The 19,578-nt window shown below is 67.5% G+C and carries 20 protein-coding genes; 9 read left to right on the top strand and 11 right to left on the bottom strand.

Annotated elements, in window-relative coordinates:
• Positions 1–206: 206 nt before the first annotated feature.
• Both sodB and xseA read right to left on the bottom strand, forming a co-directional pair.
• Positions 207–785, bottom strand: a complete 579-nt coding sequence (gene sodB / locus LGN19_RS19940) for a superoxide dismutase [Fe] (RefSeq protein ID WP_011352986.1) — start codon at positions 783–785, stop codon at positions 207–209.
• Positions 786–1,011: 226 nt separating this feature from the next.
• Positions 1,012–2,394 (bottom strand): exodeoxyribonuclease VII large subunit, encoded by a 1,383-nt coding sequence (gene xseA, locus LGN19_RS19935; protein ID WP_122946111.1) that lies wholly within the window; start codon positions 2,392–2,394, stop codon positions 1,012–1,014.
• 450 nt (positions 2,395–2,844) lie between these two features.
• Here xseA and lpxK point away from each other — a divergent pair, with 450 nt between their 5' ends.
• The 5 genes from lpxK to LGN19_RS19910 all read left to right on the top strand — a co-directional run bounded on the left by lpxK (position 2,845) and on the right by LGN19_RS19910 (position 7,055).
• The gene (gene lpxK, locus LGN19_RS19930) at positions 2,845–3,873 is read left to right on the top strand and encodes a tetraacyldisaccharide 4'-kinase (RefSeq protein WP_226216732.1); all 1,029 of its coding nucleotides are present in this window, start codon (positions 2,845–2,847) and stop codon (positions 3,871–3,873) included.
• Entirely contained in the window at positions 3,854–4,048 is a 195-nt protein-coding gene (locus LGN19_RS19925; RefSeq protein ID WP_010090898.1) for a Trm112 family protein, read from the top strand. The genes lpxK and LGN19_RS19925 overlap by 20 nt, the downstream gene beginning before the upstream one ends.
• A gap of 106 nt (positions 4,049–4,154) precedes the next feature.
• The gene (kdsB, locus tag LGN19_RS19920) at positions 4,155–4,946 is read left to right on the top strand and encodes a 3-deoxy-manno-octulosonate cytidylyltransferase (protein ID WP_059665170.1); all 792 of its coding nucleotides are present in this window, start codon (positions 4,155–4,157) and stop codon (positions 4,944–4,946) included.
• A 208-nt stretch (positions 4,947–5,154) separates the two neighbouring features.
• Entirely contained in the window at positions 5,155–5,817 is a 663-nt protein-coding gene (adk, locus tag LGN19_RS19915; protein ID WP_043190056.1) for an adenylate kinase, read from the top strand.
• A 479-nt stretch (positions 5,818–6,296) separates the two neighbouring features.
• Positions 6,297–7,055 (top strand): SDR family NAD(P)-dependent oxidoreductase, encoded by a 759-nt coding sequence (locus tag LGN19_RS19910; protein WP_122946113.1) that lies wholly within the window; start codon positions 6,297–6,299, stop codon positions 7,053–7,055.
• 67 nt (positions 7,056–7,122) lie between these two features.
• Here the strand turns inward: LGN19_RS19910 and LGN19_RS19905 are convergent, their stop codons facing one another.
• Positions 7,123–7,965 (bottom strand): SirB1 family protein, encoded by an 843-nt coding sequence (locus LGN19_RS19905; protein ID WP_175223431.1) that lies wholly within the window; start codon positions 7,963–7,965, stop codon positions 7,123–7,125.
• A gap of 8 nt (positions 7,966–7,973) precedes the next feature.
• Complete coding sequence (gene murJ, locus LGN19_RS19900) at positions 7,974–9,524, bottom strand: murein biosynthesis integral membrane protein MurJ (RefSeq protein WP_122946114.1); 1,551 nt, start codon at positions 9,522–9,524, stop codon at positions 7,974–7,976.
• A gap of 304 nt (positions 9,525–9,828) precedes the next feature.
• Between murJ and rpsT the strand changes: the two genes are divergently transcribed.
• The gene (gene rpsT, locus LGN19_RS19895; RefSeq protein WP_039368270.1) at positions 9,829–10,101 is read left to right on the top strand and encodes a 30S ribosomal protein S20; all 273 of its coding nucleotides are present in this window, start codon (positions 9,829–9,831) and stop codon (positions 10,099–10,101) included.
• Between the two features lie 153 nt (positions 10,102–10,254).
• On the opposite strand, the gene LGN19_RS19890 is transcribed toward rpsT, so the two are convergent.
• Complete coding sequence (locus tag LGN19_RS19890) at positions 10,255–10,575, bottom strand: DUF3579 domain-containing protein (protein ID WP_122946115.1); 321 nt, start codon at positions 10,573–10,575, stop codon at positions 10,255–10,257.
• A gap of 414 nt (positions 10,576–10,989) precedes the next feature.
• On the opposite strand from LGN19_RS19890, the gene argF reads away from it, so the two are divergent.
• Positions 10,990–11,919 carry an ornithine carbamoyltransferase gene (gene argF / locus LGN19_RS19885; protein ID WP_226216730.1) on the top strand — a complete coding sequence of 310 codons (930 nt, stop codon included), beginning with the start codon at positions 10,990–10,992 and terminating at the stop codon, positions 11,917–11,919.
• 94 nt (positions 11,920–12,013) lie between these two features.
• On the opposite strand, the gene murB is transcribed toward argF, so the two are convergent.
• A complete protein-coding gene (gene murB, locus LGN19_RS19880) occupies positions 12,014–13,063 on the bottom strand; it encodes a UDP-N-acetylmuramate dehydrogenase (RefSeq protein ID WP_226216729.1) in 1,050 nt (349 codons plus the stop codon).
• 135 nt (positions 13,064–13,198) lie between these two features.
• Here murB and LGN19_RS19875 point away from each other — a divergent pair, with 135 nt between their 5' ends.
• On the top strand, positions 13,199–13,684 hold the full coding sequence (locus LGN19_RS19875) for a YajQ family cyclic di-GMP-binding protein (protein ID WP_122946117.1): 486 nt from the start codon (positions 13,199–13,201) through the stop codon (positions 13,682–13,684).
• Positions 13,685–13,763: 79 nt separating this feature from the next.
• On the opposite strand, the gene plsY is transcribed toward LGN19_RS19875, so the two are convergent.
• The gene (gene plsY / locus LGN19_RS19870; protein ID WP_043190071.1) at positions 13,764–14,402 is read right to left on the bottom strand and encodes a glycerol-3-phosphate 1-O-acyltransferase PlsY; all 639 of its coding nucleotides are present in this window, start codon (positions 14,400–14,402) and stop codon (positions 13,764–13,766) included.
• 108 nt (positions 14,403–14,510) lie between these two features.
• A complete protein-coding gene (ybaK, locus tag LGN19_RS19865; protein ID WP_174955467.1) occupies positions 14,511–15,002 on the bottom strand; it encodes a Cys-tRNA(Pro) deacylase in 492 nt (163 codons plus the stop codon).
• 245 nt (positions 15,003–15,247) lie between these two features.
• On the opposite strand from ybaK, the gene LGN19_RS19860 reads away from it, so the two are divergent.
• Complete coding sequence (locus LGN19_RS19860) at positions 15,248–16,810, top strand: class I adenylate-forming enzyme family protein (RefSeq protein ID WP_226216727.1); 1,563 nt, start codon at positions 15,248–15,250, stop codon at positions 16,808–16,810.
• Positions 16,811–16,858: 48 nt separating this feature from the next.
• On the opposite strand, the gene xerD is transcribed toward LGN19_RS19860, so the two are convergent.
• From xerD to queG, 3 genes are all read right to left on the bottom strand, one after another.
• Positions 16,859–17,809, bottom strand: coding sequence for a site-specific tyrosine recombinase XerD (xerD, locus tag LGN19_RS19855; RefSeq protein ID WP_226216725.1), 951 nt, complete (start codon positions 17,807–17,809; stop codon positions 16,859–16,861).
• Entirely contained in the window at positions 17,809–18,276 is a 468-nt protein-coding gene (locus LGN19_RS19850) for a methylated-DNA--[protein]-cysteine S-methyltransferase (protein ID WP_226216723.1), read from the bottom strand. Before LGN19_RS19850 ends, xerD begins: the two co-directional genes overlap by 1 nt.
• A 64-nt stretch (positions 18,277–18,340) precedes the next feature.
• Positions 18,341–19,576, bottom strand: a complete 1,236-nt coding sequence (gene queG / locus LGN19_RS19845; RefSeq protein ID WP_226216721.1) for a tRNA epoxyqueuosine(34) reductase QueG — start codon at positions 19,574–19,576, stop codon at positions 18,341–18,343.
• Positions 19,577–19,578: the final 2 nt, after the last annotated feature.

The following is a 19,578-nucleotide window of genomic DNA, read 5'->3' as shown; positions in this document are numbered from 1 at the left end:
TCGACTTGCACCACCACCGACAGCTTAAAAGCCAGGCTGTAGTCCCGCTGCGTCCGCTTGATCCCTTGCTCCATCTGGCACCTCCTCGCCTCGGCGAAAAAGTGTCAACCTATTTCAGGATGGGTCATGCGATAAAAAAAAAGCCCTCGAAACGAGGGCTTTTTTGCTGGGTGCCGCGCGCCGTAGCGGCGCGCAGGCGCCGGACCTTACGCGAAGTTCTTCGCTGCGAAGTCCCAGTTCACGATGTTCCAGAACGCTTCGACGAACTTCGGACGTGCGTTGCGGTAGTCGATGTAGTACGCGTGTTCCCACACGTCGATCGTCAGCAGTGCCTTGTCGGCGGTCGTCAGCGGCGTCGCTGCGTTGCTCGTCGACACGATGTCGAGCGAACCGTCAGCCTTCTTCACGAGCCATGCCCAGCCCGAACCGAACGTGCCGACTGCTGCCTTCGTGAACGCTTCCTTGAATGCGTCGTACGAACCCCACTTCGCGTTGATCGCGTCGCCCAGCGCGCCGGTCGGTGCGCCGCCGCCGTTCGGCGACAGGCTGTTCCAGAAGAACGTGTGGTTCCAGATTTGCGCGGCGTTGTTGAAGATGCCGCCCGACGACTTCTTCACGATCTCTTCCAGTGACAGGTTTTCGAATTCCGTGCCCGGGATCAGATTGTTCAGGTTCGTCACATAAGCCTGATGGTGCTTGCCATAGTGGTACTGGATCGTCTCGAGCGAGATGGTCGGCGCGAGTGCGTCTTCAGCGTACGGGAGCGGCGGGAGCGTATGAGCCATGGCGATTCCTTCGTTGAGTATGTAGGGAGGCTTGTGTTGAATGCTGCCGAGCGTCCGATTGTAGGCGAGGACGAATAACCCCGCAAACTCACGGGCCATTTATCCGCGGTATGCGGAAAAGCGATGTTGACGCAACGTCCGGCCGGACGAGCCGGCGCTGCGCAGCACCCGTTCCGGCGCGCGGTTTGCCGGTTGCGCGACCGTCGCGGCGCGCGCGCCGGTTACATCAGATCGTATCGGTCAGCCGCGGCTGCACATCGGCGAGCGACACGTCGGCCGAGCCTTCCGCGAGATGCACGGTCAGGCGGCGCTGCGGCTTCAGCGCGTTCGGCGTGCGCACCGCGCGGCCCGTCTGTGCATCGATCAGCGCCGCATAGCCGCGCTCGAGCGTGCGCTGCGGGCTCAACACCTCGAGCCTTGCCGCACAGGCTGACACGCGAGCCGTGTCGCGTTCGTGACGGCGCTGCAAGGCCAGCGCAAGACGCTGCGAGAGCCCCGCGAGCGCCTGGCGCGCCTGCGACGGATCGGGCCGTGCGCGCTGCCAGCGCAACTGCGCGAGCGCGAAACGCGCGCGTGCGTCGCGCACCGGCCGCGATGCCGCCGACGCAAGCCGCACCGCGAGCTGCTCGACGTGCGTGCGCTGCCGCTGCAGCCGTTCAGCCGGGCTCACCAGCCGGCGGGCGAGCCAGTCGAGCTGCTGCGCGCGCTGTTCGAGCCGACGCTCCATGCCGCGCGCGAGCGCGCGCTGGCGCTCGCCGACCTCGCGCAGCAGCAGCGCGCGCTGCGGGCTCGCGAGCTCGGCCGCGCCGGTCGGCGTCGGTGCACGCACGTCGGCCGCGAAGTCGGCGATCGTGAAATCGGTTTCGTGCCCGACGCCGCTGACGACCGGCAGTTCGCTCGCCGCGATCGCGCGCGCCAGCGCTTCGTCGTTGAACGACCACAGATCCTCGATCGAGCCGCCGCCGCGGCAGACCAGCAGCACGTCGACCTCGCGGCGCGCATTGGCGGTCTCGACGGCCGCGACGAGCTTTTCGGCGGAACCGGCGCCCTGCACGGGTGCCGGATAGACGATCACCGGAATGTGCGGCGCGCGGCGCGCGAGCGTGGTCAGCACGTCGCGCAGCGCGGCGGCCTGCAGCGACGTGACGATGCCGATCGCGCGCGGGTGGGCCGGCAGCGGCCGCTTGCGCTCGGGCGCGAACAGTCCCTCGCTCTCGAGCTGCGCCTTCAGCCGCAGGAACGCCTCGTACAGGCGCCCCTGGCCCGTGCGCCGCACGGCCTCGACGTTGAGCTGCACTTCGCCGCGCGGCTCGTACATCGTGACGACCGCACGTACTTCGATCCGGTCGCCTTCGCGCGGCGTGAACTCCGCATATTGCGCGCGGCCGCGGAACATCACGCAGCGCATCTGCGCCTGCTGGTCCTTGATCGAGAAATACCAGTGGCCGCTCGCGGCGCGCGTGAAATTCGACACTTCGCCCGAAATCCACAGCAGCGGAAACGAGCGCTCGAGCATCGTCGAAATCGCACGATTGAGCGCCGAAACGGGAATCACTTCGTCGCCGCCGCGGGTCGCGCCCGGTGCGGCAAATGGGGAGTCGGAAGGCATGGACGGTCGGATGAATGCTGGCGGCGACACGATAGTCCGACACGCGCGCGACGTCCAGCGGCAGACGCATGCGCGGTGACATTCGGAAGGTGTCCACACTTTGGCAATCATCGGTCTAAAACGCGTGAAAACCGCTGAAAAATCCAGACAATTCCCCATAACACATTGATTTTTATATATTTTTAAACCTTTCTGAATGATTCTCATCCGATTCGAGGCCCACCCGGCGGGCGTTTGACACCATCGAGCGAGGAGTTTTTCACAGAGTTATCCACAAGCCACCGCGATCCGGCCCCGTACGCTGCGGCGGCCGGTCGCGCTTGCCGCGCCCGCCTGCGGCGCGCTAGAGTGCCGCCTTCCGCAGACCCCGCGGCATGCGCCGCCCAACGGAGAATCCGCCTTGACGAATCCGTCCCACGCCGCGGCGCACGACATGCCGCGCCCGGCCCGATGAGCGCGCCCGACGGCCCGCTCGCCCGGCTCGAAGCGCGCCTGACGCGCGAATGGCAGCGCCGCGGCGCACTCGCGTGGGCGCTCACGCCGTTCGCGTGCGTGTTCGGCCTGTGCGCGGCGCTGCGGCGCACCGCCTACACGCAGGGCTGGAAGCAGCCGGTCGACGTCGGCGTGCCCGTCGTCGTGGTCGGCAACGTGACCGTCGGCGGCACCGGCAAGACGCCGACCGTGATCGCACTCGTCGACGCATTGCGCGCGGCCGGCTTCACACCCGGCATCGTGTCGCGCGGCTACGGCGCGAACGTGAAGGCGCCGACCGCCGTCACGCCCGCGTCGCGCGCCAGCACGGGCGGCGACGAGCCGCTCCTGATCGCACGCCGCACCGGCGCGCCCGTCTGGGTCTGCCCCGATCGCGTCGCGGCCGCGCAGGCGCTGCGCGCCGCGCATCCGGACGTCGACGTGATCGTCAGCGACGACGGCCTGCAGCACTACCGCCTCGCACGCACGGTCGAGCTCGTCGTGTTCGATCACCGGCTCGGCGGCAACGGCTTCCTGCTGCCGGCCGGGCCGTTGCGCGAGCCGCTGTCGCGGCACCGCGACGCCACGCTCGTCAACGATCCGTACAGCGGCGCGCTGCCGCCGTGGCCCGACACCTATTCACTCGCGCTCACGCCGGGCGCCGCGTGGCACCTCGACCAGCCCGCGCTGCGCCGCCCGCTGTCGCAATTCGCGCACGAGCGCGTGCTCGCCGCGGCCGGCATCGGCGCACCGGAACGCTTCTTCACAACGCTGCGCGCGGCCGGTCTCGCGCCCGCGACACGCGCGCTGCCCGACCACTACGCATTCGCCGACAATCCGTTCGTCGACGACGCCGTCGATGCGATCCTGATCACCGAGAAGGATGCAGTAAAATTGGGCGCTTCCTGGCGCGATGCTCGACTGTGGGTCGTCCCCGTCGAAGCCGCGCTCGATCCTCGCCTCATTGCCCTCGTTGTGGAGAAACTCCGTGGACGCTCGCCTGCTTGAAATCCTTGTGTGCCCTATCTGCAAAGGCCCGCTCCACTATGACCGTGCCGCGCAGGAACTGATCTGCAACGCGGACAAGCTCGCCTACCCGATCCGCGACGGCATCCCCGTGATGCTGGTCGACGAAGCGCGCCAGACCGTCGAAGGCACGCCGGTCGACCCGGCCGGCCGCTAAGCCGCCCGCCCCGAGCCGCGGCCCGCCCGCGGCCAGGCGCCGAACCCCGCCGGGCGACCCGCGCCAGACGCGCCGCCCGCTCCGCTCTTCTCACCGCGCCTTCCCGATGACTCACCCGCAACCCTTCATCGCCGTCATTCCCGCCCGGCTCGCGTCGACGCGGCTCCCGAACAAGCCGCTCGCCGATCTCGGCGGCAAGCCGATGGTCGTGCGCGTCGCCGAGCGCGCGCGCGAAGCGGGCGCGCAGCAGGTGCTCGTCGCGTCCGACGCGCAGAGCGTGCTCGATGCGGCGCGCGATCACGGCTTCGAAGCGGTGCTGACGCGTGCCGACCATCCGTCCGGCACCGACCGGCTCGCGGAAGTCGCGGCGACGTTCGGGTGGAGCGACGACACCGTCGTCGTCAACGTGCAGGGCGACGAGCCGCTGATCGACCCCGTACTTGTGCGCGACGTAGCGTCGCACCTCGCCGCGCATCCGGCCTGCGCGATTGCGACGGCCGCCCACCCGATCCACGATGCGGCCGACGTGTTCAACCCGAACGTCGTGAAGGTCGCGCTCGATGCGCAGAGCGTCGCGCTGTACTTTTCGCGCGCGCCGATTCCGTGGAGCCGGGACGCGTACCAGCCGCACTGGCCCGACGTCGCGGCCATGCCTGCGCCGGCTTTCCCGGTCTACCGGCACATCGGCCTCTATGCGTATCGCGCGCGTTTCCTGCGCACGTATCCGACGCTTGCGCAGGCGCCGATCGAACAGGCCGAGCAGCTCGAACAGTTGCGCGCGCTGTGGCACGGCGAGCGTATCGCAGTGCTGATCACCGAGTCCGCGCCCGAAGCCGGAATCGACACGCCGGCCGATCTCGCACGCGTGCAGGCCCTTTTTCAGCCGGGATCAAAATAACCCGTGGCATAATCAGGCGATTGTGCGAGCCGTCCGCGACCAGCGCGTCCTCGCTTGACCCCGCCCGCGGCCCTGCCGGCAGCCGCGCGTCGCTCAACCCGACGCGCCGCATCAGACCGGTCCGCCACGCGCCAGGCAAGCCCCGCGCACGCCGTCGCCGGCGCTTTTTGCGTCTCGCCACACGAATCTACATACTGGAGATATCACCATGCGTTTGATCCTGTTGGGCGCGCCCGGCGCGGGAAAGGGCACCCAGGCAAACTTCATCAAGGAAAAGTTCGGCATCCCGCAAATCTCGACGGGCGACATGCTGCGCGCGGCCGTGAAGGCCGGCACGCCGCTCGGCGTCGAGGCAAAGGGCTACATGGACGCCGGCAAGCTCGTGCCGGACGCGCTGATCATCGGCCTCGTCAAGGAGCGCCTGAAGGAATCCGACTGCGCGAACGGCTATCTGTTCGACGGTTTCCCGCGCACGATCGCGCAGGCTGACGCGATGAAGGAAGCCGGCGTTGCGATCGACTACGTGCTCGAGATCGACGTGCCGTTCTCGGAAATCATCGAGCGCATGAGCGGCCGCCGCACGCACCCGGCATCGGGCCGCACGTACCACGTCAAGTTCAACCCGCCGAAGGTCGAGGGCCATGACGACGTGACGGGCGAGCCGCTGATCCAGCGCGACGACGACAAGGAAGAAACCGTCAAGAAGCGTCTCGAAGTGTACGAAGCGCAGACCAAGCCGCTGATCACGTACTACGGCGACTGGGCGCAGCGCGGCGAGGAAAACGGCCTGAAGGCCCCGCAGTATCGCAAGATCTCGGGCCTCGGCGGCGTCGACGAGATCCGTGAGCGCGCGTTTGGCGCACTGAAGTAAGCCGCGCGTCGCGCACCCGCGAGCCGCCCTTTTCGGGCGGCTTTTTTTTGCCCGGACGGAATTCGCACGACCGTTCGGGTCTCGCCGCCGCCGGAAGGTGCCCCGTACAATCGGTCGAGTGCCGGACGTGCCGGCATTTCAATTTCAACCAATCGCGCGGCATCGAACCAGGCAACGGCTTTGCGCGGAACCGCAACAGGCACCGAAGCGCCAGGGGGTGACCGCTTTGCATGGGATCGCCCTAGGCGGTAAAACGCCAAGGGCGGTCGATCGCTTTGCATAGGATCGCCCCAAGCACTAAAGCGCCAAGAGCGATCGGCCACCTTGCATGGGACCTCCCTAGGCGCTAAAGCGCCAAGAGCGATCGACCGCCTTGCATGGGACCTCCCTAGGCGCTAAAGCGCCAACGGCGGTCGACCGCCTTGCATGGGACCTCCCCAGGCGCTAAAGCGCCAAGGGCGGTCGACACGGAGACAGTCATGGAAATTCGCGGCAACGTATTTCTGATCACGGGCGGGGCATCGGGCCTCGGCGCCGGCACGGCGCGGATGCTCGCGCAGGCAGGCGGCACGGTCGTGCTCGCCGACCTGAACGACGCGGCGGGCACCGCGCTCGCGACCGAGCTGGGCGGCAGCTTCGTGCATTGCGACGTGTCGAGCGAGGCCGACGCGCAGGCAGCCGTCGACGCGGCCACGCGCGCGGGCACGCTGCGTGGCCTCGTGAACTGCGCGGGCATCGCACCGGCCGCGAAGACCGTCGGCAAGGACGGCGCGCATCCGCTCGACGTGTTCGCGAAGACGATCAACGTGAATCTCGTCGGCACGTTCAACATGATCCGGCTCGCCGCCGCCGCGATGGCCGCCACCGCGCCGACCGCGGAAGGCGAGCGCGGCGTGATCGTGAGTACCGCGTCGGTTGCCGCATTCGACGGACAGATCGGCCAGGCCGCGTATGCGGCATCGAAAGCCGGCGTCGCGGGCATGACGCTGCCGATCGCACGCGACCTGTCGCGCAGCGGCATCCGCGTGATGACGATCGCGCCCGGCCTGTTCGAGACGCCTATGCTGCTCGGCATGCCGCAGGACGTGCAGGACGCGCTCGGCGCGATGGTGCCGTTCCCGCCCCGGCTCGGCAAACCGGCCGAATACGCGCTGCTGGTGCGCCAGATCGTCGAGAATCCGATGCTCAACGGCGAAGTGATCCGCCTCGACGGCGCGATCCGGATGCAGCCGAAATAAGCACGCAAAAAAAACGCCCGCAGCGCGGGCGTTTTTCATGCAGGGTGCCGGCAAGCACGGCGGCGGCTCAATCCTCGCCGTCGCGCTGCATCCGCTGCCGCAATTCGGTCACCTGCGACTCGACGACGGTGGCGTCGTCCGCGTCCGGCCGCTCGCCGAGATACTGCTCGAGATCCTCGAGCGCAGGCCGCAGGTAATCGAGCCGCGCATACGCGAAACCGCGATCGCGAACTTCGTCGAGGTGCTCGGGCAACAGGATCACGAGCCGCTGCTGCACCGCGAGCAGCCGCTGCCAGCGTTCCGTCTGAAGATAGATCGTCTTCAGGTTGCGCAGCATCCGCGCGATGATCTCGCGGCTCGTCGCCGGCTGCAGCAGCGCGCGCAACGCGCTGTCGACCGCACCGGCCGCACGCGCGACGTACGGCTCGAGCATCTCGACCATCTCGGCTTCGGACAGCGAATGGCCGTTGGCCGGATCGATGATCAGGTCGCCGTCCGGCAGCGTGACACGCAGCAGGAAATGGCCGGGGAACGACACGCCGCGCGCCGGCACGCCGATCTGCTCGGCGAGCTCCAGATACAGCACCGACAGCGAGATCGGGATCCCGCGCCGCCGCTTCATCACGGCATTCAGGTGGCTGTTATCGGGGTCGTAGTAATCGTTGTGATTGCACGCGAAGCCGAGCTCGCGGAAGAAGAAATCGTTCAGCGCGGCGACGCGGCCCTTCAGGTCCGTATCGTCGGCGAACCGCCGGCGCAGCCGCGCCGCCAGCATGTCGAGTTCGGCCAGCGTGCCCTGCAGGTCGAGGTCGGGATACGCGTCCTGCGCCAGCGACAGCGCCGCTTCCGTGACGGGCAGGCTGTCGTCGTCCGCCACGAGCGTGCTGAAGTAGTCGAGGACGCGGGTCATTGCGGTCGTCACTTGGCGCGCCTTCTGAAATAAGCGTATTTGAAGCCCATCACCCACAACATACCGAAATATAGTGCAGCGAACAGCACGAGGCACGCGGCCATCAGCGCGATGCGATCGAGTGGCTGCGCGCGCATCCCGGTCCAGTCGAAGCTGATCGACAGCCAGTGCATCAGGCCCGCAAGCACGAGCGTCGCACCGATCAGCTGCACGAAGAAGCGCAGCCAGCCCGGCGACGGCTGGTAGATGCCGCGCTTGCGCAGCCCGATGAACAGCAGCAGCGAGTTCAGGCACGCGCCGACGCCGATGCTCAGCGTCAGGCCCGCGTGGCCGATCAGCGGCACGAACACGTAGTTCGAGATCTGCGTGACGATCAGCACGCCGATCGCGATCTTCACGGGCGTCTTGATGTCCTGCTTCGCATAGAAGCCCGGCGCGAGGATCTTGATCAGGATGATGCCGACGAGGCCGATCCCGTAGGTCGCGAGCGCGCGCGCGACCATCGTCACGGTATGCGCGTCGAATTTGCCGTAGTTGAACAGGGTCGCGGTGAGCGGCGTCGCGAAGAAGAACAGCGCGAGCGCGCTCGGTGCCGCGAGCAGGAACGTGACGCGCAGCCCCCAGTCGAGCAGCGCCGAATACTCGTGCGAATCGGCATCGACGTGCGCCTTCGACAGGCTCGGCAGCAGGATCGTGCCGAGCGCGACGCCGAGCAGCGCCGTCGGGAATTCCATCAGACGATCGGCGTAGTTGATCCACGACACGGCGCCCTGCCCGAGCCGCGACGCAATGTTGGTGTTGATGATCAGCGACAGTTGCGCGACCGACACCGCGAACGTCGCGGGCACCATCTTCGCGAGCACGCGCTTCACGCCCGGGTGGCGCAGCGCGCGCAGCGGGTTGAGGCCGATCAGCGGCACCATGTCGATCTTCTTCAGGCCCGGCAGCTGCACGAGGAACTGCAGCACGCCGCCGACGATCACGGCCCACGCGAGCGCGAACACCGGCACCTTCAGGTGCGGCGCGACGAACACGGCCGCGCCGATGAACGCGACGTTGAGCAGCACCGGCGCGAACGCGGGCAGCGAGAAGCTCTTGTACGTGTTCAGCACGCCGGAGGCGAGCGTCGTCAGCGAGATGAACACGATGTACGGGAACATGATCCGCGTCATCGTGACCGCGAGCGGGAACGCCTGCCCGTCGGTGTGCAGGCCGGACGCGACCGCGAACACGACCCACGACGCACCGGCGATCCCGAGGACCGACAGCACGGCAAGCGCCCATGCGAGCACGGTGGACATCGCGTCGACCAGCGCTTTCGTCGCATCGTGCCCCTGCTGGTTCTTGAACTCGGCGAGGATCGGCACGAACGCCTGCGAGAACGCGCCTTCTGCAGACAGGCGGCGCAGCAGGTTCGGGATACGGAAGGCGACGTAGAACGCGTCGGTGTATTGACTGGCGCCGAACGCACGGGCGATCAGCGTCTCGCGGGCCAGTCCGGTCACGCGCGACAGCAGCGTGAAGCCGCTGACCGTCAGCAGGGCTCGGAATAGATTCATGGGGCGCTTATTATACGGACGTTGCGCGACCCGGCCAGCGGCCGATGCTGAAAAGCGCACAAGCCGCCGGCGCCCCGACTGGCGGGAGTCACGTTAAACTTGCCACGCGCTTGATTTTGTTGCTATAATCGCCGGTTTCTGGGCTCGTACATGCACGGCAACTGCCGTTTTCATGTCCCTGCCTCGGTTAAAATCACCGTTTTTTTATGCGCCCCTGGGCAATCGTTCTCAGGGGACGGATCGAAAAGCAGCGCTTGGCCGTCAGGCTCCAAGCTCTGGAAACAGGACAGGATAAGGAACCGTCATGGCTAACTCCGCACAAGCACGCAAGCGCGCCCGCCAGGCCGCGAAGGCAAACTCGCACAACTCGGCGCTGCGCTCGAAATTCCGTACCGCGATCAAGGCTGTTCGCAAGGCTGTCGACGCCGGCGACCAGGCAAAGGCTGCAGAGCTGTTCAAGTCTGCCGTCAAGACGATCGACACGATCGCCGACAAGAAGATCGTTCACAAGAACAAGGCCGCTCGCAGCAAGAGCCGCCTGGCCGCAGCCGTCAAGGGTCTGCAGGCAGCAGCGTAAATCCGGTGCGCCCGCTCACGCGGGCGTTCCTGTTTCCTGCGATCGCAAAAAAGCCCGCCTAGGCGGGCTTTTTTGTCGCCTGTCGCCGGCGCATCGTGCGGGCCGCGACATTTGCCTGGGCGGGCGCGACAAGCGCCCTCACCCAGGCCGGCATCACTTCTTCTCGTTGTAGTCCGGCAGTTCGCACGCCTCGGTGACGACGAGGTTGTTGTCCTTCGCGAAATTCAGCACGAAATCGAACGCCATCGGCTCGACGTCGCGCAACCGGGAATCGAGGATCACGCATTTCAGGTCGCCGAGCATCGTCGGACGCACATAGAGCGAATACTGGAGACGCGCGTTCCGCCCGCTCGCCCCCGGTCCGAAGCAGGCCATCACACCGGCCAGACGTTCCGACCAGTCGCTCGGGCGAAACTTTTTCCCGTCTTTCGTGATGCCCTGGATGAAGAATTCGGTCGGAGGGGTTTCAGCCATGTGGTTACCCAAGTGACGGCCCGGCGATGTCCAGGCAACGGCGCCTGGATACGCGAACACAAAGCTGGAACGGACGGCGGCACGAGCATTCCGATATCCCGAAAACGGGACGTCGACGCGCGCCGCCGGTAGACTGCACCGGATTTGTGCAGCGCACGGCTTGTGTCCGGCAGAGCGCGAGGAGGCTTGCCTGCCGGGCTGGAGAAAACTTTCGAATTATACCGCAGCGCGCCATCGCGCGTCGCCCCGACACCCCGCCTTCCGCACCGCCAGCCGCGCGCGGCGATCGTGCCCCGCTTCTCTCCACGGCTCGTCAAAGCACAGAAAATCCTTTATGCTGCTTTGAGTTATCCACACCCGACGGCGGCGCCGTCCGGCCTCGCTGCCGGGTGACATCCCGCTGCATCCTGCTTCATGACCGCCAAAACCATTCGTCACTACCTGCAGTTCAAGGATTTCTCGCTGGAAGACTACGAGTACGTGCTGGAGCGCACGGGTATCCTGAAGCGCAAGTTCAAGAACTACGAGACCTACCACCCGCTGCACGACCGCACGCTCGCGATGATCTTCGAGAAGAGCTCGACGCGCACGCGCCTGTCGTTCGAGGCCGGGATCTTCCAGCTTGGCGGCCATGCCGTCTTCATGAGCACGCGCGACACGCAGCTCGGCCGCGGCGAACCCGTCGAGGATTCCGCGCAGGTCATCTCGCGGATGGTCGACATCATCATGATCCGCACGTTCGAGCAGGAGGTCATCAAGCGTTTCGCGGACAATTCCCGCGTACCGGTGATCAACGGCCTGACGAACGAATATCACCCGTGCCAGGTGCTCGCCGACATCTTCACGTACTACGAGCACCGCGGCCCGATCGCCGGCAAAACCGTCGCGTGGGTCGGCGATGCGAACAACATGCTCTACACGTGGATCGAAGCCGCGCAGATCCTCGGCTTCAAGCTGCGCCTGTCCACGCCGCCCGGCTACGCGCTCGACATGAAGCTCGTGTCGCCCGACAGCTCACCGTTCTACGAAGTGTTCGACGATCCGAACGAAGCGTGCAAGGGCGCCGATCTCGTCACCACCGACGTGTGGACGAGCATGGGCTTCGAGGCCGAGAACGAAGCCCGCATGCAGGCGTTCGCCGACTGGTGCGTCGACGAGGAAATGATGGGTCACGCGAACCCGGACGCCCTCTTCATGCACTGCCTGCCCGCGCACCGCGGCGAGGAAGTGACGGCCGGCGTGATCGACGGCCCGCAGAGCGTCGTGTGGGACGAAGCGGAAAACCGCCTGCACGTGCAGAAGGCACTGATGGAGTTCCTGCTGCTCGGCCGCCTCAAGCACTGACTGACGCGCCGGCACCCGGCAATCCATGAAAAAAGCGCCGATCGACGATCGGCGCTTTTTGTTTGGGCGCGCGAAAAGCTGCGCGAAACCCGTATTACAGGCAGACGGGTTCCGGCTCGAGGTCGACGCCGAATTGCGCGTGCACGTCGGCCTGGATCGCCCGCGCCAGCGCGAGCACGTCGGCACCCGTCGCGCCGCCGCGATTGACGAGCACGAGCGCCTGACGGTCGTGTACGGCCGCCGCGCCCAGCGCACGCCCCTTCCAGCCGCAGCGGTCGATGAGCCAGCCGGCCGCGAGCTTGACCTGCCCGTCCGGCTGCGGATACGACACGACCTCGGGTGCGCGCTCGCGCAGCGCGTCGAACTGCGCGGCATCGATCAGCGGATTCTTGAAGAAGCTGCCCGCGTTGCCGAGGACGAGCGGATCGGGCAGCTTCGCACGGCGGATCGCGACGACCGCGTCGAACACGTCGCGCGGCGTGGCCGCATCGGGTGCGATGCCGTGCGCGTCGAGTTCGCGCGTGACATCCGCGTAGCCGAGCCGCGGCGCCCACTGCTTCGGCAGCCGGAACGTCACCGATGCGATCGCGAACCGGCCGCGCCCTTCCCGCTTGAAAAAGCTGTCGCGATAGCCGAACGCGCAGCGCGCGGCGTCAAAGTGCTCGCTGCGCCCCGTCGCCAGCTCGACCGCGACCAGCGAGTCGAAATACGCCTTCATCTCGAGGCCGTATGCGCCGATGTTCTGAATTGGTGCGGCGCCGACCGTGCCCGGAATCAGCGCGAGGTTCTCGAGGCCCGGCATCCCGTGCTCGAGCGTCCATGCGACGAATGCGTGCCAGTTCTCGCCGCCGCCGGCCTCGACGTACCACGCGTCGTCGTCCTCGCGCACGACGCGACGGCCCGCGATCTCGTCCAGCAGCACGACGCCGTCGAAATCGCGCGTGAACACGACGTTGCTGCCGCCGCCGAGCACGAGCTGCGGCAGGTTCGCGACGCGCGGGTCGCGATGGAGCGCCTCGAACTGCGACGCATGCGTGATGCGCGCGGCAAAGCGCGCGGTCGCGGCGATGCCGAACGTGTTGTGCGCGGTAAGCGGATAGTCGGGAAGCAGCGACAGGGCGGAATCGTCAGGAGGCATCGGCATTCGCGGTCACGTCTGCGTGGGCGGCGCATGGCCGGCCTTGGGCAAACGGAGGGGCATCGGTAAAATGGCAAACAGTCCGCAATTATAGCGAGTGCCCGCGCGCGAGCCGGGTGCCGCATCTCAAGGGAGAAAACCATGCCATCGTTCGACGTCGTTTCCGAAGCAGACATGATCGAAGTGAAGAACGCCATCGAGCAGTCGAACAAGGAAATTTCGACGCGCTTCGACTTCAAGGGCTCCGACGCACGTGTCGAGCAGAAGGAACGCGAGCTGACGCTGTTCGCCGACGACGATTTCAAGCTCGGCCAGGTCAAGGACGTACTGATCAGCAAGCTGGCCAAGCGCAACGTCGACGTGCGCTTCCTTGACTACGGCAAGGTCGAGAAGATCGGCGGCGACAAGGTCAAGCAGATCGTCACCGTGAAGAAGGGCGTGTCGGGCGATCTCGCGAAGAAGATCGTGCGGCTCGTGAAGGACAGCAAGATCAAGGTGCAGGCGAGCATCCAGGGCGACGCGGTGCGCGTGAACGGCACGAAGCGCGACGACCTGCAAAGCGTGATCGCGATGCTGCGCAAGGACGTGACCGACACGCCGCTCGACTTCAACAACTTCCGCGACTGATCGCCAGACGATCCGTCACGTCATCCTGCCGGGCCCCGCACACGCGGCGCGCCCGGCATGCGGCAAGCGCCGCGCCTCCTCAGGCCTTCCCGCCGCCCTGTGCGCCGCCGTCAGCGGCCGCCTTCTTCTTGTCGCCGATCCGGCTCTCCTGCCCCGCCAGCAGCTTCGAAATGTTGCCGCGGTGACGCCACACGAGCAGCACGCTCATCGCGAGCACGGCCCACGCGACCGGGTTGTGGCCCGTGCCGAACAGGAACACGTCGAACACCGGCGCGAACACGGCCGCCACCAGCGCCGCGAGCGACGAATAGCGGAAGAAGAACGCGACGATCAGCCAGGTCAGCGCGGTCGCGAGCCCGAGCACCGGGTGCACGGCGAGCAGCACGCCGGCCGCGGTCGCGACGCCCTTGCCGCCCTGGAAGCGGAAGAACACCGGGTACAGGTGGCCAAGGAACACGGCGATCGCGACCCAGGCGACCGCGACCTCGGGCAGGCCGAAGTGCCGCGCGAGCCAGACGGCAATCCAGCCCTTGAATGCGTCGCCCACGAGCGTCAGGATCGCGGCCTTCTTGTTGCCGCTGCGCAGCACGTTGGTCGCGCCGGGATTCTTCGACCCGTACGAACGCGGGTCGGCCAGGCCCATCGCGCCACTGACGACGACGGCGAACGACACCGAACCGATCAGGTAGGCAATGAGGGCGGCGAGCAGGATCTGCATGCGGAGGACTCTTCTTTCAACGTATCGGTAAAGGGACGGCTGCGCGTGGCGGGCCGAAACGGCGCCCATTCTACCGAACGCGCGCGGCCTGCCACGAAGGTGAAACCCTCAGTCGACGCTCGCGCACTGCACGGGCTGCGCGCCGAGCACTGACGTGAGCACGGCCGGCGCGAGGCTGACGAGGTAGCCGCGACGGCCGCCGTTCAGGTAGATCGTCGGCAGTTCGAGGATCGTCGCCTCGACGTAGACGGGCATCGTCTTGCGCGTGCCGAACGGCGACGTGCCGCCGACGAGATAGCCCGAATGGCGGTTCGCGACCTCGGGCTTGCACGGCTCGACGCGCTTCGCGCCGATCTGCCGCGCGAGGTTCTTCGTCGATACGGTGCGGTCGCCGTGCATCAGCACGATCAGCGGCTTCGCGTGCTCATCTTCCATCACGAGCGTCTTCACGACGCTGTGCTCGTCGACGCCGAGCTGGCGCGCCGATTCGCCGGTGCCGCCGTGCTCGACGTAGTCGTACGGATGCTCGCCGAACGCAACGCCATGACGGCGCAACAGCTGGGTAGCCGGGGTTTCGGACACATGTCTGGATTTGCTCATGGCGGCATTTTAATGGCGAACGACCGGCGGGCGCGCAATGACGCACTCGCACCTGCGCCGGCGGTATACTCGCGGCCCGTTTTCCGCCGGGCGGCCTGCTGCGTCGCCGCAACGATTCCGTCCATCATCATTGCGGACATCGCGAAGCGCTATTGCCCGAATGGCCGATTGTGGCGCGCGTGCCGTCATGGCACGATCGTTCGCCAACCTCGTCAGCCGCCGCCCGCCCCTTTTCTGGAGACGCCATGTCCTCGTCCCTCCGTTCTTCCGAGCCGCTCGACGTCGAGGCGCTGCTCGCCGCGCTGCCTCGCCGCATCGCCGACGTGCCCGCACGCTGGGCCGCGCAGGCGCCCGCGCATCCGGCACTGATCGAGGACGCGCGCCGCCTGTCGTACGGCGAGCTGTCGCAGGCCGTCGATGCGGCGGCCGCACGGCTCGCCAACCTCGGCGTGCAAGGCGGCGACCGCGTGATGATCGTCGCCGAAAACTGCGTCGCGCAGATCGTGCTGCTGTTCGCGGTCGCGCGCCTCGACGCGTGGGCACTCATGTCGAACGCGCGGCTGTCGGCCAGCGAACTCGACGCGATCGCCGCGCACGCGCGTCCGAAACTGATCGCGTTCACCACCGACGCATCGCCCGACGCGCGCACCCATGCCGCACGGCACGGCGCGACGCCTGCCGGCGCGCTGCCGGTCGACATCGGCGCATGGTCGTATCGCGTCGACGCGAGCGCGCCGGGCGAACCGGTCGCCACCGACGGTGCCGCGCAATGCGCGGCGCTGATCTATACGACCGGCACGACCGGCACGCCGAAAGGCGTGATGCTGTCGCATCGCAACCTGCTGTTCATCGCGGCGACATCGAGCACGCTGCGTCGCGTGTCGCCCGACGACGTCGTCTACACGGTGCTGCCCGTGTCGCACGTGTACGGGCTCGCGTCGGTCTGCCTCGGCAGCCTGTACGCGGGCGCGACGCTGCGGCTCGTCCCGCGCTTCTCGCCGGAAGCCGTGCGCGTCGCACTCGCCGACGAAGGCGTCACGATCTTCCAGGGCGTGCCCGCGATGCACGCGAAGCTGCTCGAACACCTGCACACGCACGGCCACGCATGGCGCGCACCGCGCCTGCGCTTCGCGTATTCGGGCGGCTCGCCGCTCGACGCGAACCTGAAGGCACGCGTCGAGCGCCTGTACGGCGTGCCGCTGCACAACGGCTACGGGATGACCGAAAGCAGCCCGACGATCACGCAGACGCCGCTCGACGCGCCACGCACCGACAGCTCGGTCGGCGTGCCGATTCCCGGGGTGGAGATGCGGATCGTCGCGCCGGACGGCACCGACGTGCCACCGGGTGAAGTCGGCGAGATCCGTGTGCGTGGGCCGAACGTGATGCTCGGCTACTACCGCAACGCAGACGCCACGCGCGCGGCCGTGTCGCCGGACGGCTGGCTGAGCACCGGCGATCTCGCGCGGCAGGAGGCGGACGGCGCGGTGACGATCGCGGGCCGCAGCAAGGAGCTGATCATCCGGTCGGGCTTCAACGTCTATCCGGTCGAAGTCGAGCAGGTGCTGAACGCGCATCCGGACGTCGTGCAGGCGGCCGTCATCGGCCGCGCGGTCGAAGGCAACGAGGAAGTGCTCGCGTTCGTCGAACTGGTGCCCGGTGCGACGGCGGACGAAGCGGCGTTGCACGCATGGTGTGCGGAACGGCTCGCGCCTTACAAACGCCCCGCGCACCTGCGCGTGCTCGACGCGCTGCCGGCCGCGTCGACGGGCAAGGTGCTGAAACACAAGCTGCGCGAGCTGGTCTGAGGCAGGCGGGCCGGCGCGCCCGCCGGCGCCCGCGCCGCGAAACGTGCGCTAACCGCGCGGGTGGTGTTCCGCGTGCAGCGTCTTCAGCCGCTCGCGCGCGACGTGCGTATAGATCTGCGTGGTCGAGATGTCGCTGTGACCGAGCAGCAGCTGCACGACGCGCAGGTCGGCGCCGTGGTTCAGCAGGTGCGTCGCAAACGCATGCCGCAGCGTATGCGGCGACAGGTGCGCGCGCACGTCCGCGTGCTGCGCGTGGCGCTTGATGATGTTCCAGAACTGCTGACGCGTCATCCCGTCGCCGCGTGCGGTCACGAACAGCGCATCGGCCGCGCGCGCGCCTAGCAGCGCCGGCCGCGCATCGCGCAGATAGCGCTCGATCCAGCCGTGCGCGACTTCGCCGAACGGCACGAGCCGCTCCTTCGAGCCCTTGCCCATCACGCGCACGACGCCCTCGTTGAGCCCGACCTCGACGGTCTTCAGCATCACGAGCTCGCTCACGCGCAGCCCGCTCGCATACATCAGCTCGAGCATCGTGCGATCGCGCAGGCCGAGCGGCGTGTCGATGTCGGGCGCGCCGAGCAGCGCCTCGACCTGCGCCTCCGACAACGTCGACGGAAACCGGGCGGCCTGTTTCGCGGACGTGATCCGCAACGTCGGGTCGGCGCTCGCGCGATGCTCGCGCACGGCCCAGCCGTAATAGCGCCGGAACACGGACAACCGCCGGTTCGACGACGTCGCCTTGCCGTCGCTGCGCGCGGCGATGTAGCCCGTCACCATCGTTTCGTCCACCGAATCGAGCGGCGTGTCATGCGTCTCAGCCAGCCATTGGGAAAACAGCGCCAGATCGCGCCGGTACGCGTCGAGCGTGTTGCGCGCGAGCCCGTGCTCGAGCCACAGCGCATCGCAAAACACGTCGATCGACGCGCGGCTCGCCAGCAGCGCAGGGGACGCCGCGGCAGCATCGCCGTCGGCTTCGGGGGAAATCAGCGGTTCACTCATCAGTACGGCACGCCCTCGTGCGCCAGCAGCCAGCGCTTCACTTTCTGGTAATAGCCGTTGTCGTCGTGGTTCGCGAAGCCGCCGAGGCCACTCGCCGCGACGACGCGATGGCACGGGATCACGAGCGGGAAGTAGTTCGCGCCGCACGCCTGGCCGACCGCGCGCGGCGCGCTGCCGATCCGCTTCGCAACCTGGCCGTAGGTCAGCACCGTGCCGGGCGGGATATCGCTGATCACGTCCCACACGCGATGCTGGAACGCGCTGCCGACTTCGGCGAGCGGCAGGTCGAAGCGCGCCGACGCGCGCTCGAAATAACGTTCGATCTGCTTGACCGCGCGCGTCGCGAGCGGCGAATCCGGCTCGACCGACTTCACCGATTCGGGCAGGTAGACGATCTCGCGCACCACCGCGGCGTCCGTGCGGATGCCGACCTTGCCGAACGGTGCGTCGATGACTGCATTGAACATGGCCCTCTCCTGACCGATGGATGCGCGCGGCACCGCCGCGCGCCGACGACACTTTACGCCGCCTTCACGCGGCCCGCAGCGCCCATTCGACATGCTCGCGCACGACCGGCGACGGATCGTCGGTCCGCGCGCGCAACGCGGCGACGATCGCGTCGCGCGCGGGCGGCGTGAGCCGGCCCGGGTTCGCGCGCAGCGCATTGCCGAGCCCGACCGCGAGATTGCGCAGCCAGCTTTCGTAGCCGATACGCCGGATCGCACTGCCCTGCATCCGCGTATCGAACGTGTCCGCATCCCACGCAAACAGCTCGACGAGCGTCGCGCGATCGAGGCCGTGCCGCACGTCGAAATCGGCGACGGGCGCGGCCTGCGCGAACTTGTTCCACGGGCACACGAGCTGGCAATCGTCGCAGCCGTACACGCGATTGCCGATCATCGGCCGCAGCGGCTCGGGGATGCTGCCTTTCAGTTCGATCGTCAGGTACGAGATGCAGCGGCGCGCGTCGACGCGGTACGGCTCGACGATCGCGCCGGTCGGGCACGCGCCGATGCAGCGCGTGCAGCTGCCGCAGTGCGCGCCAGTTGTCTCGGGCGCGGTGTCGGGCGACGTGTGCGCGTCGGTCGGCAGCGGAACGTCGACGTAGATCTCGCCGAGGAAGAACAGCGAGCCCGCATCACGCTGCAGCAGCAGTGTGTGCTTGCCGCGCCAGCCGACGCCGGCCTTCTGCGCGAGTTCGACCTCGAGCACGGGCGCCGAATCGGTGAACACGCGGTAGCCGAACGCGCCGATCTCTTGCTCGATACGCTCGGCGAGCGTCTGCAGCCGGTTGCGCAGCACCTTGTGATAGTCGCGGCCGCGGGCGTAGATCGACACGACGGCCGCCTGCGGATCGTCGAGCCGGGCCCGCTCACGCGCGCGCCAGTCATGCGGCACCAGCGCGCCGGCGGGCTCGCCCGGTGCGTCGCCGGCGAGCGTTTCGGCCGGCAAATAGGCGAGCCGCACGGAAATCACGCGTCGCGTACCAGCCACAAGTTCGGCCGGACGCGCGCGTTTCATCCCATGTTTCGCCATATAATCCATTTCGCCGTGGTATCCGGCTTCCAGCCAGGCGGCGAGGCCTGCTTCGGCATCCGAGAGATCGGTATCGCTGATGCCGATCGCCCCGAAACCCAATTCGCGCCCCCACGCCCTGATGCGCGCGGCGAGCGCAGTCAACGCCGCATCGTCGAGCGCGCACGGTGCCGCGCCTTCGTCACGAGTCGAAGGCCTGTCGGATGCGGCGAGTTCCGGTAATCGGTTCATCG

The sequence above is a fragment of the Burkholderia sp. AU30198 genome (genome assembly GCF_020419825.1).
Taxonomy (GTDB): Bacteria; Pseudomonadota; Gammaproteobacteria; order Burkholderiales; family Burkholderiaceae; genus Burkholderia.
Note: the sequence above shows the minus strand (reverse complement) of the source record. Positions and strands in the feature narration are given on the sequence as shown.

Coding starts and splice junctions, on each gene's coding strand:
- LGN19_RS19875 (WP_122946117.1), top strand. CDS start 13,199: ATGCCATCGTTCGACGTCGTTTCCGAAGCAGACATGATCGAAGTGAAG.
- lpxK (WP_226216732.1), top strand. CDS start 2,845: ATGAGCGCGCCCGACGGCCCGCTCGCCCGGCTCGAAGCGCGCCTGACG.
- xseA (WP_122946111.1), bottom strand. CDS start 2,394: ATGCCTTCCGACTCCCCATTTGCCGCACCGGGCGCGACCCGCGGCGGC.
- plsY (WP_043190071.1), bottom strand. CDS start 14,402: ATGCAGATCCTGCTCGCCGCCCTCATTGCCTACCTGATCGGTTCGGTG.
- xerD (WP_226216725.1), bottom strand. CDS start 17,809: ATGAGTGAACCGCTGATTTCCCCCGAAGCCGACGGCGATGCTGCCGCG.
- argF (WP_226216730.1), top strand. CDS start 10,990: ATGACCGCCAAAACCATTCGTCACTACCTGCAGTTCAAGGATTTCTCG.
- queG (WP_226216721.1), bottom strand. CDS start 19,576: ATGAACCGATTACCGGAACTCGCCGCATCCGACAGGCCTTCGACTCGT.
- murB (WP_226216729.1), bottom strand. CDS start 13,063: ATGCCGATGCCTCCTGACGATTCCGCCCTGTCGCTGCTTCCCGACTAT.
- LGN19_RS19860 (WP_226216727.1), top strand. CDS start 15,248: ATGTCCTCGTCCCTCCGTTCTTCCGAGCCGCTCGACGTCGAGGCGCTG.
- LGN19_RS19910 (WP_122946113.1), top strand. CDS start 6,297: ATGGAAATTCGCGGCAACGTATTTCTGATCACGGGCGGGGCATCGGGC.
- ybaK (WP_174955467.1), bottom strand. CDS start 15,002: ATGAGCAAATCCAGACATGTGTCCGAAACCCCGGCTACCCAGCTGTTG.
- rpsT (WP_039368270.1), top strand. CDS start 9,829: ATGGCTAACTCCGCACAAGCACGCAAGCGCGCCCGCCAGGCCGCGAAG.
- LGN19_RS19890 (WP_122946115.1), bottom strand. CDS start 10,575: ATGGCTGAAACCCCTCCGACCGAATTCTTCATCCAGGGCATCACGAAA.
- kdsB (WP_059665170.1), top strand. CDS start 4,155: ATGACTCACCCGCAACCCTTCATCGCCGTCATTCCCGCCCGGCTCGCG.
- LGN19_RS19850 (WP_226216723.1), bottom strand. CDS start 18,276: ATGTTCAATGCAGTCATCGACGCACCGTTCGGCAAGGTCGGCATCCGC.
- sodB (WP_011352986.1), bottom strand. CDS start 785: ATGGCTCATACGCTCCCGCCGCTCCCGTACGCTGAAGACGCACTCGCG.
- murJ (WP_122946114.1), bottom strand. CDS start 9,524: ATGAATCTATTCCGAGCCCTGCTGACGGTCAGCGGCTTCACGCTGCTG.
- adk (WP_043190056.1), top strand. CDS start 5,155: ATGCGTTTGATCCTGTTGGGCGCGCCCGGCGCGGGAAAGGGCACCCAG.
- LGN19_RS19905 (WP_175223431.1), bottom strand. CDS start 7,965: ATGACCCGCGTCCTCGACTACTTCAGCACGCTCGTGGCGGACGACGAC.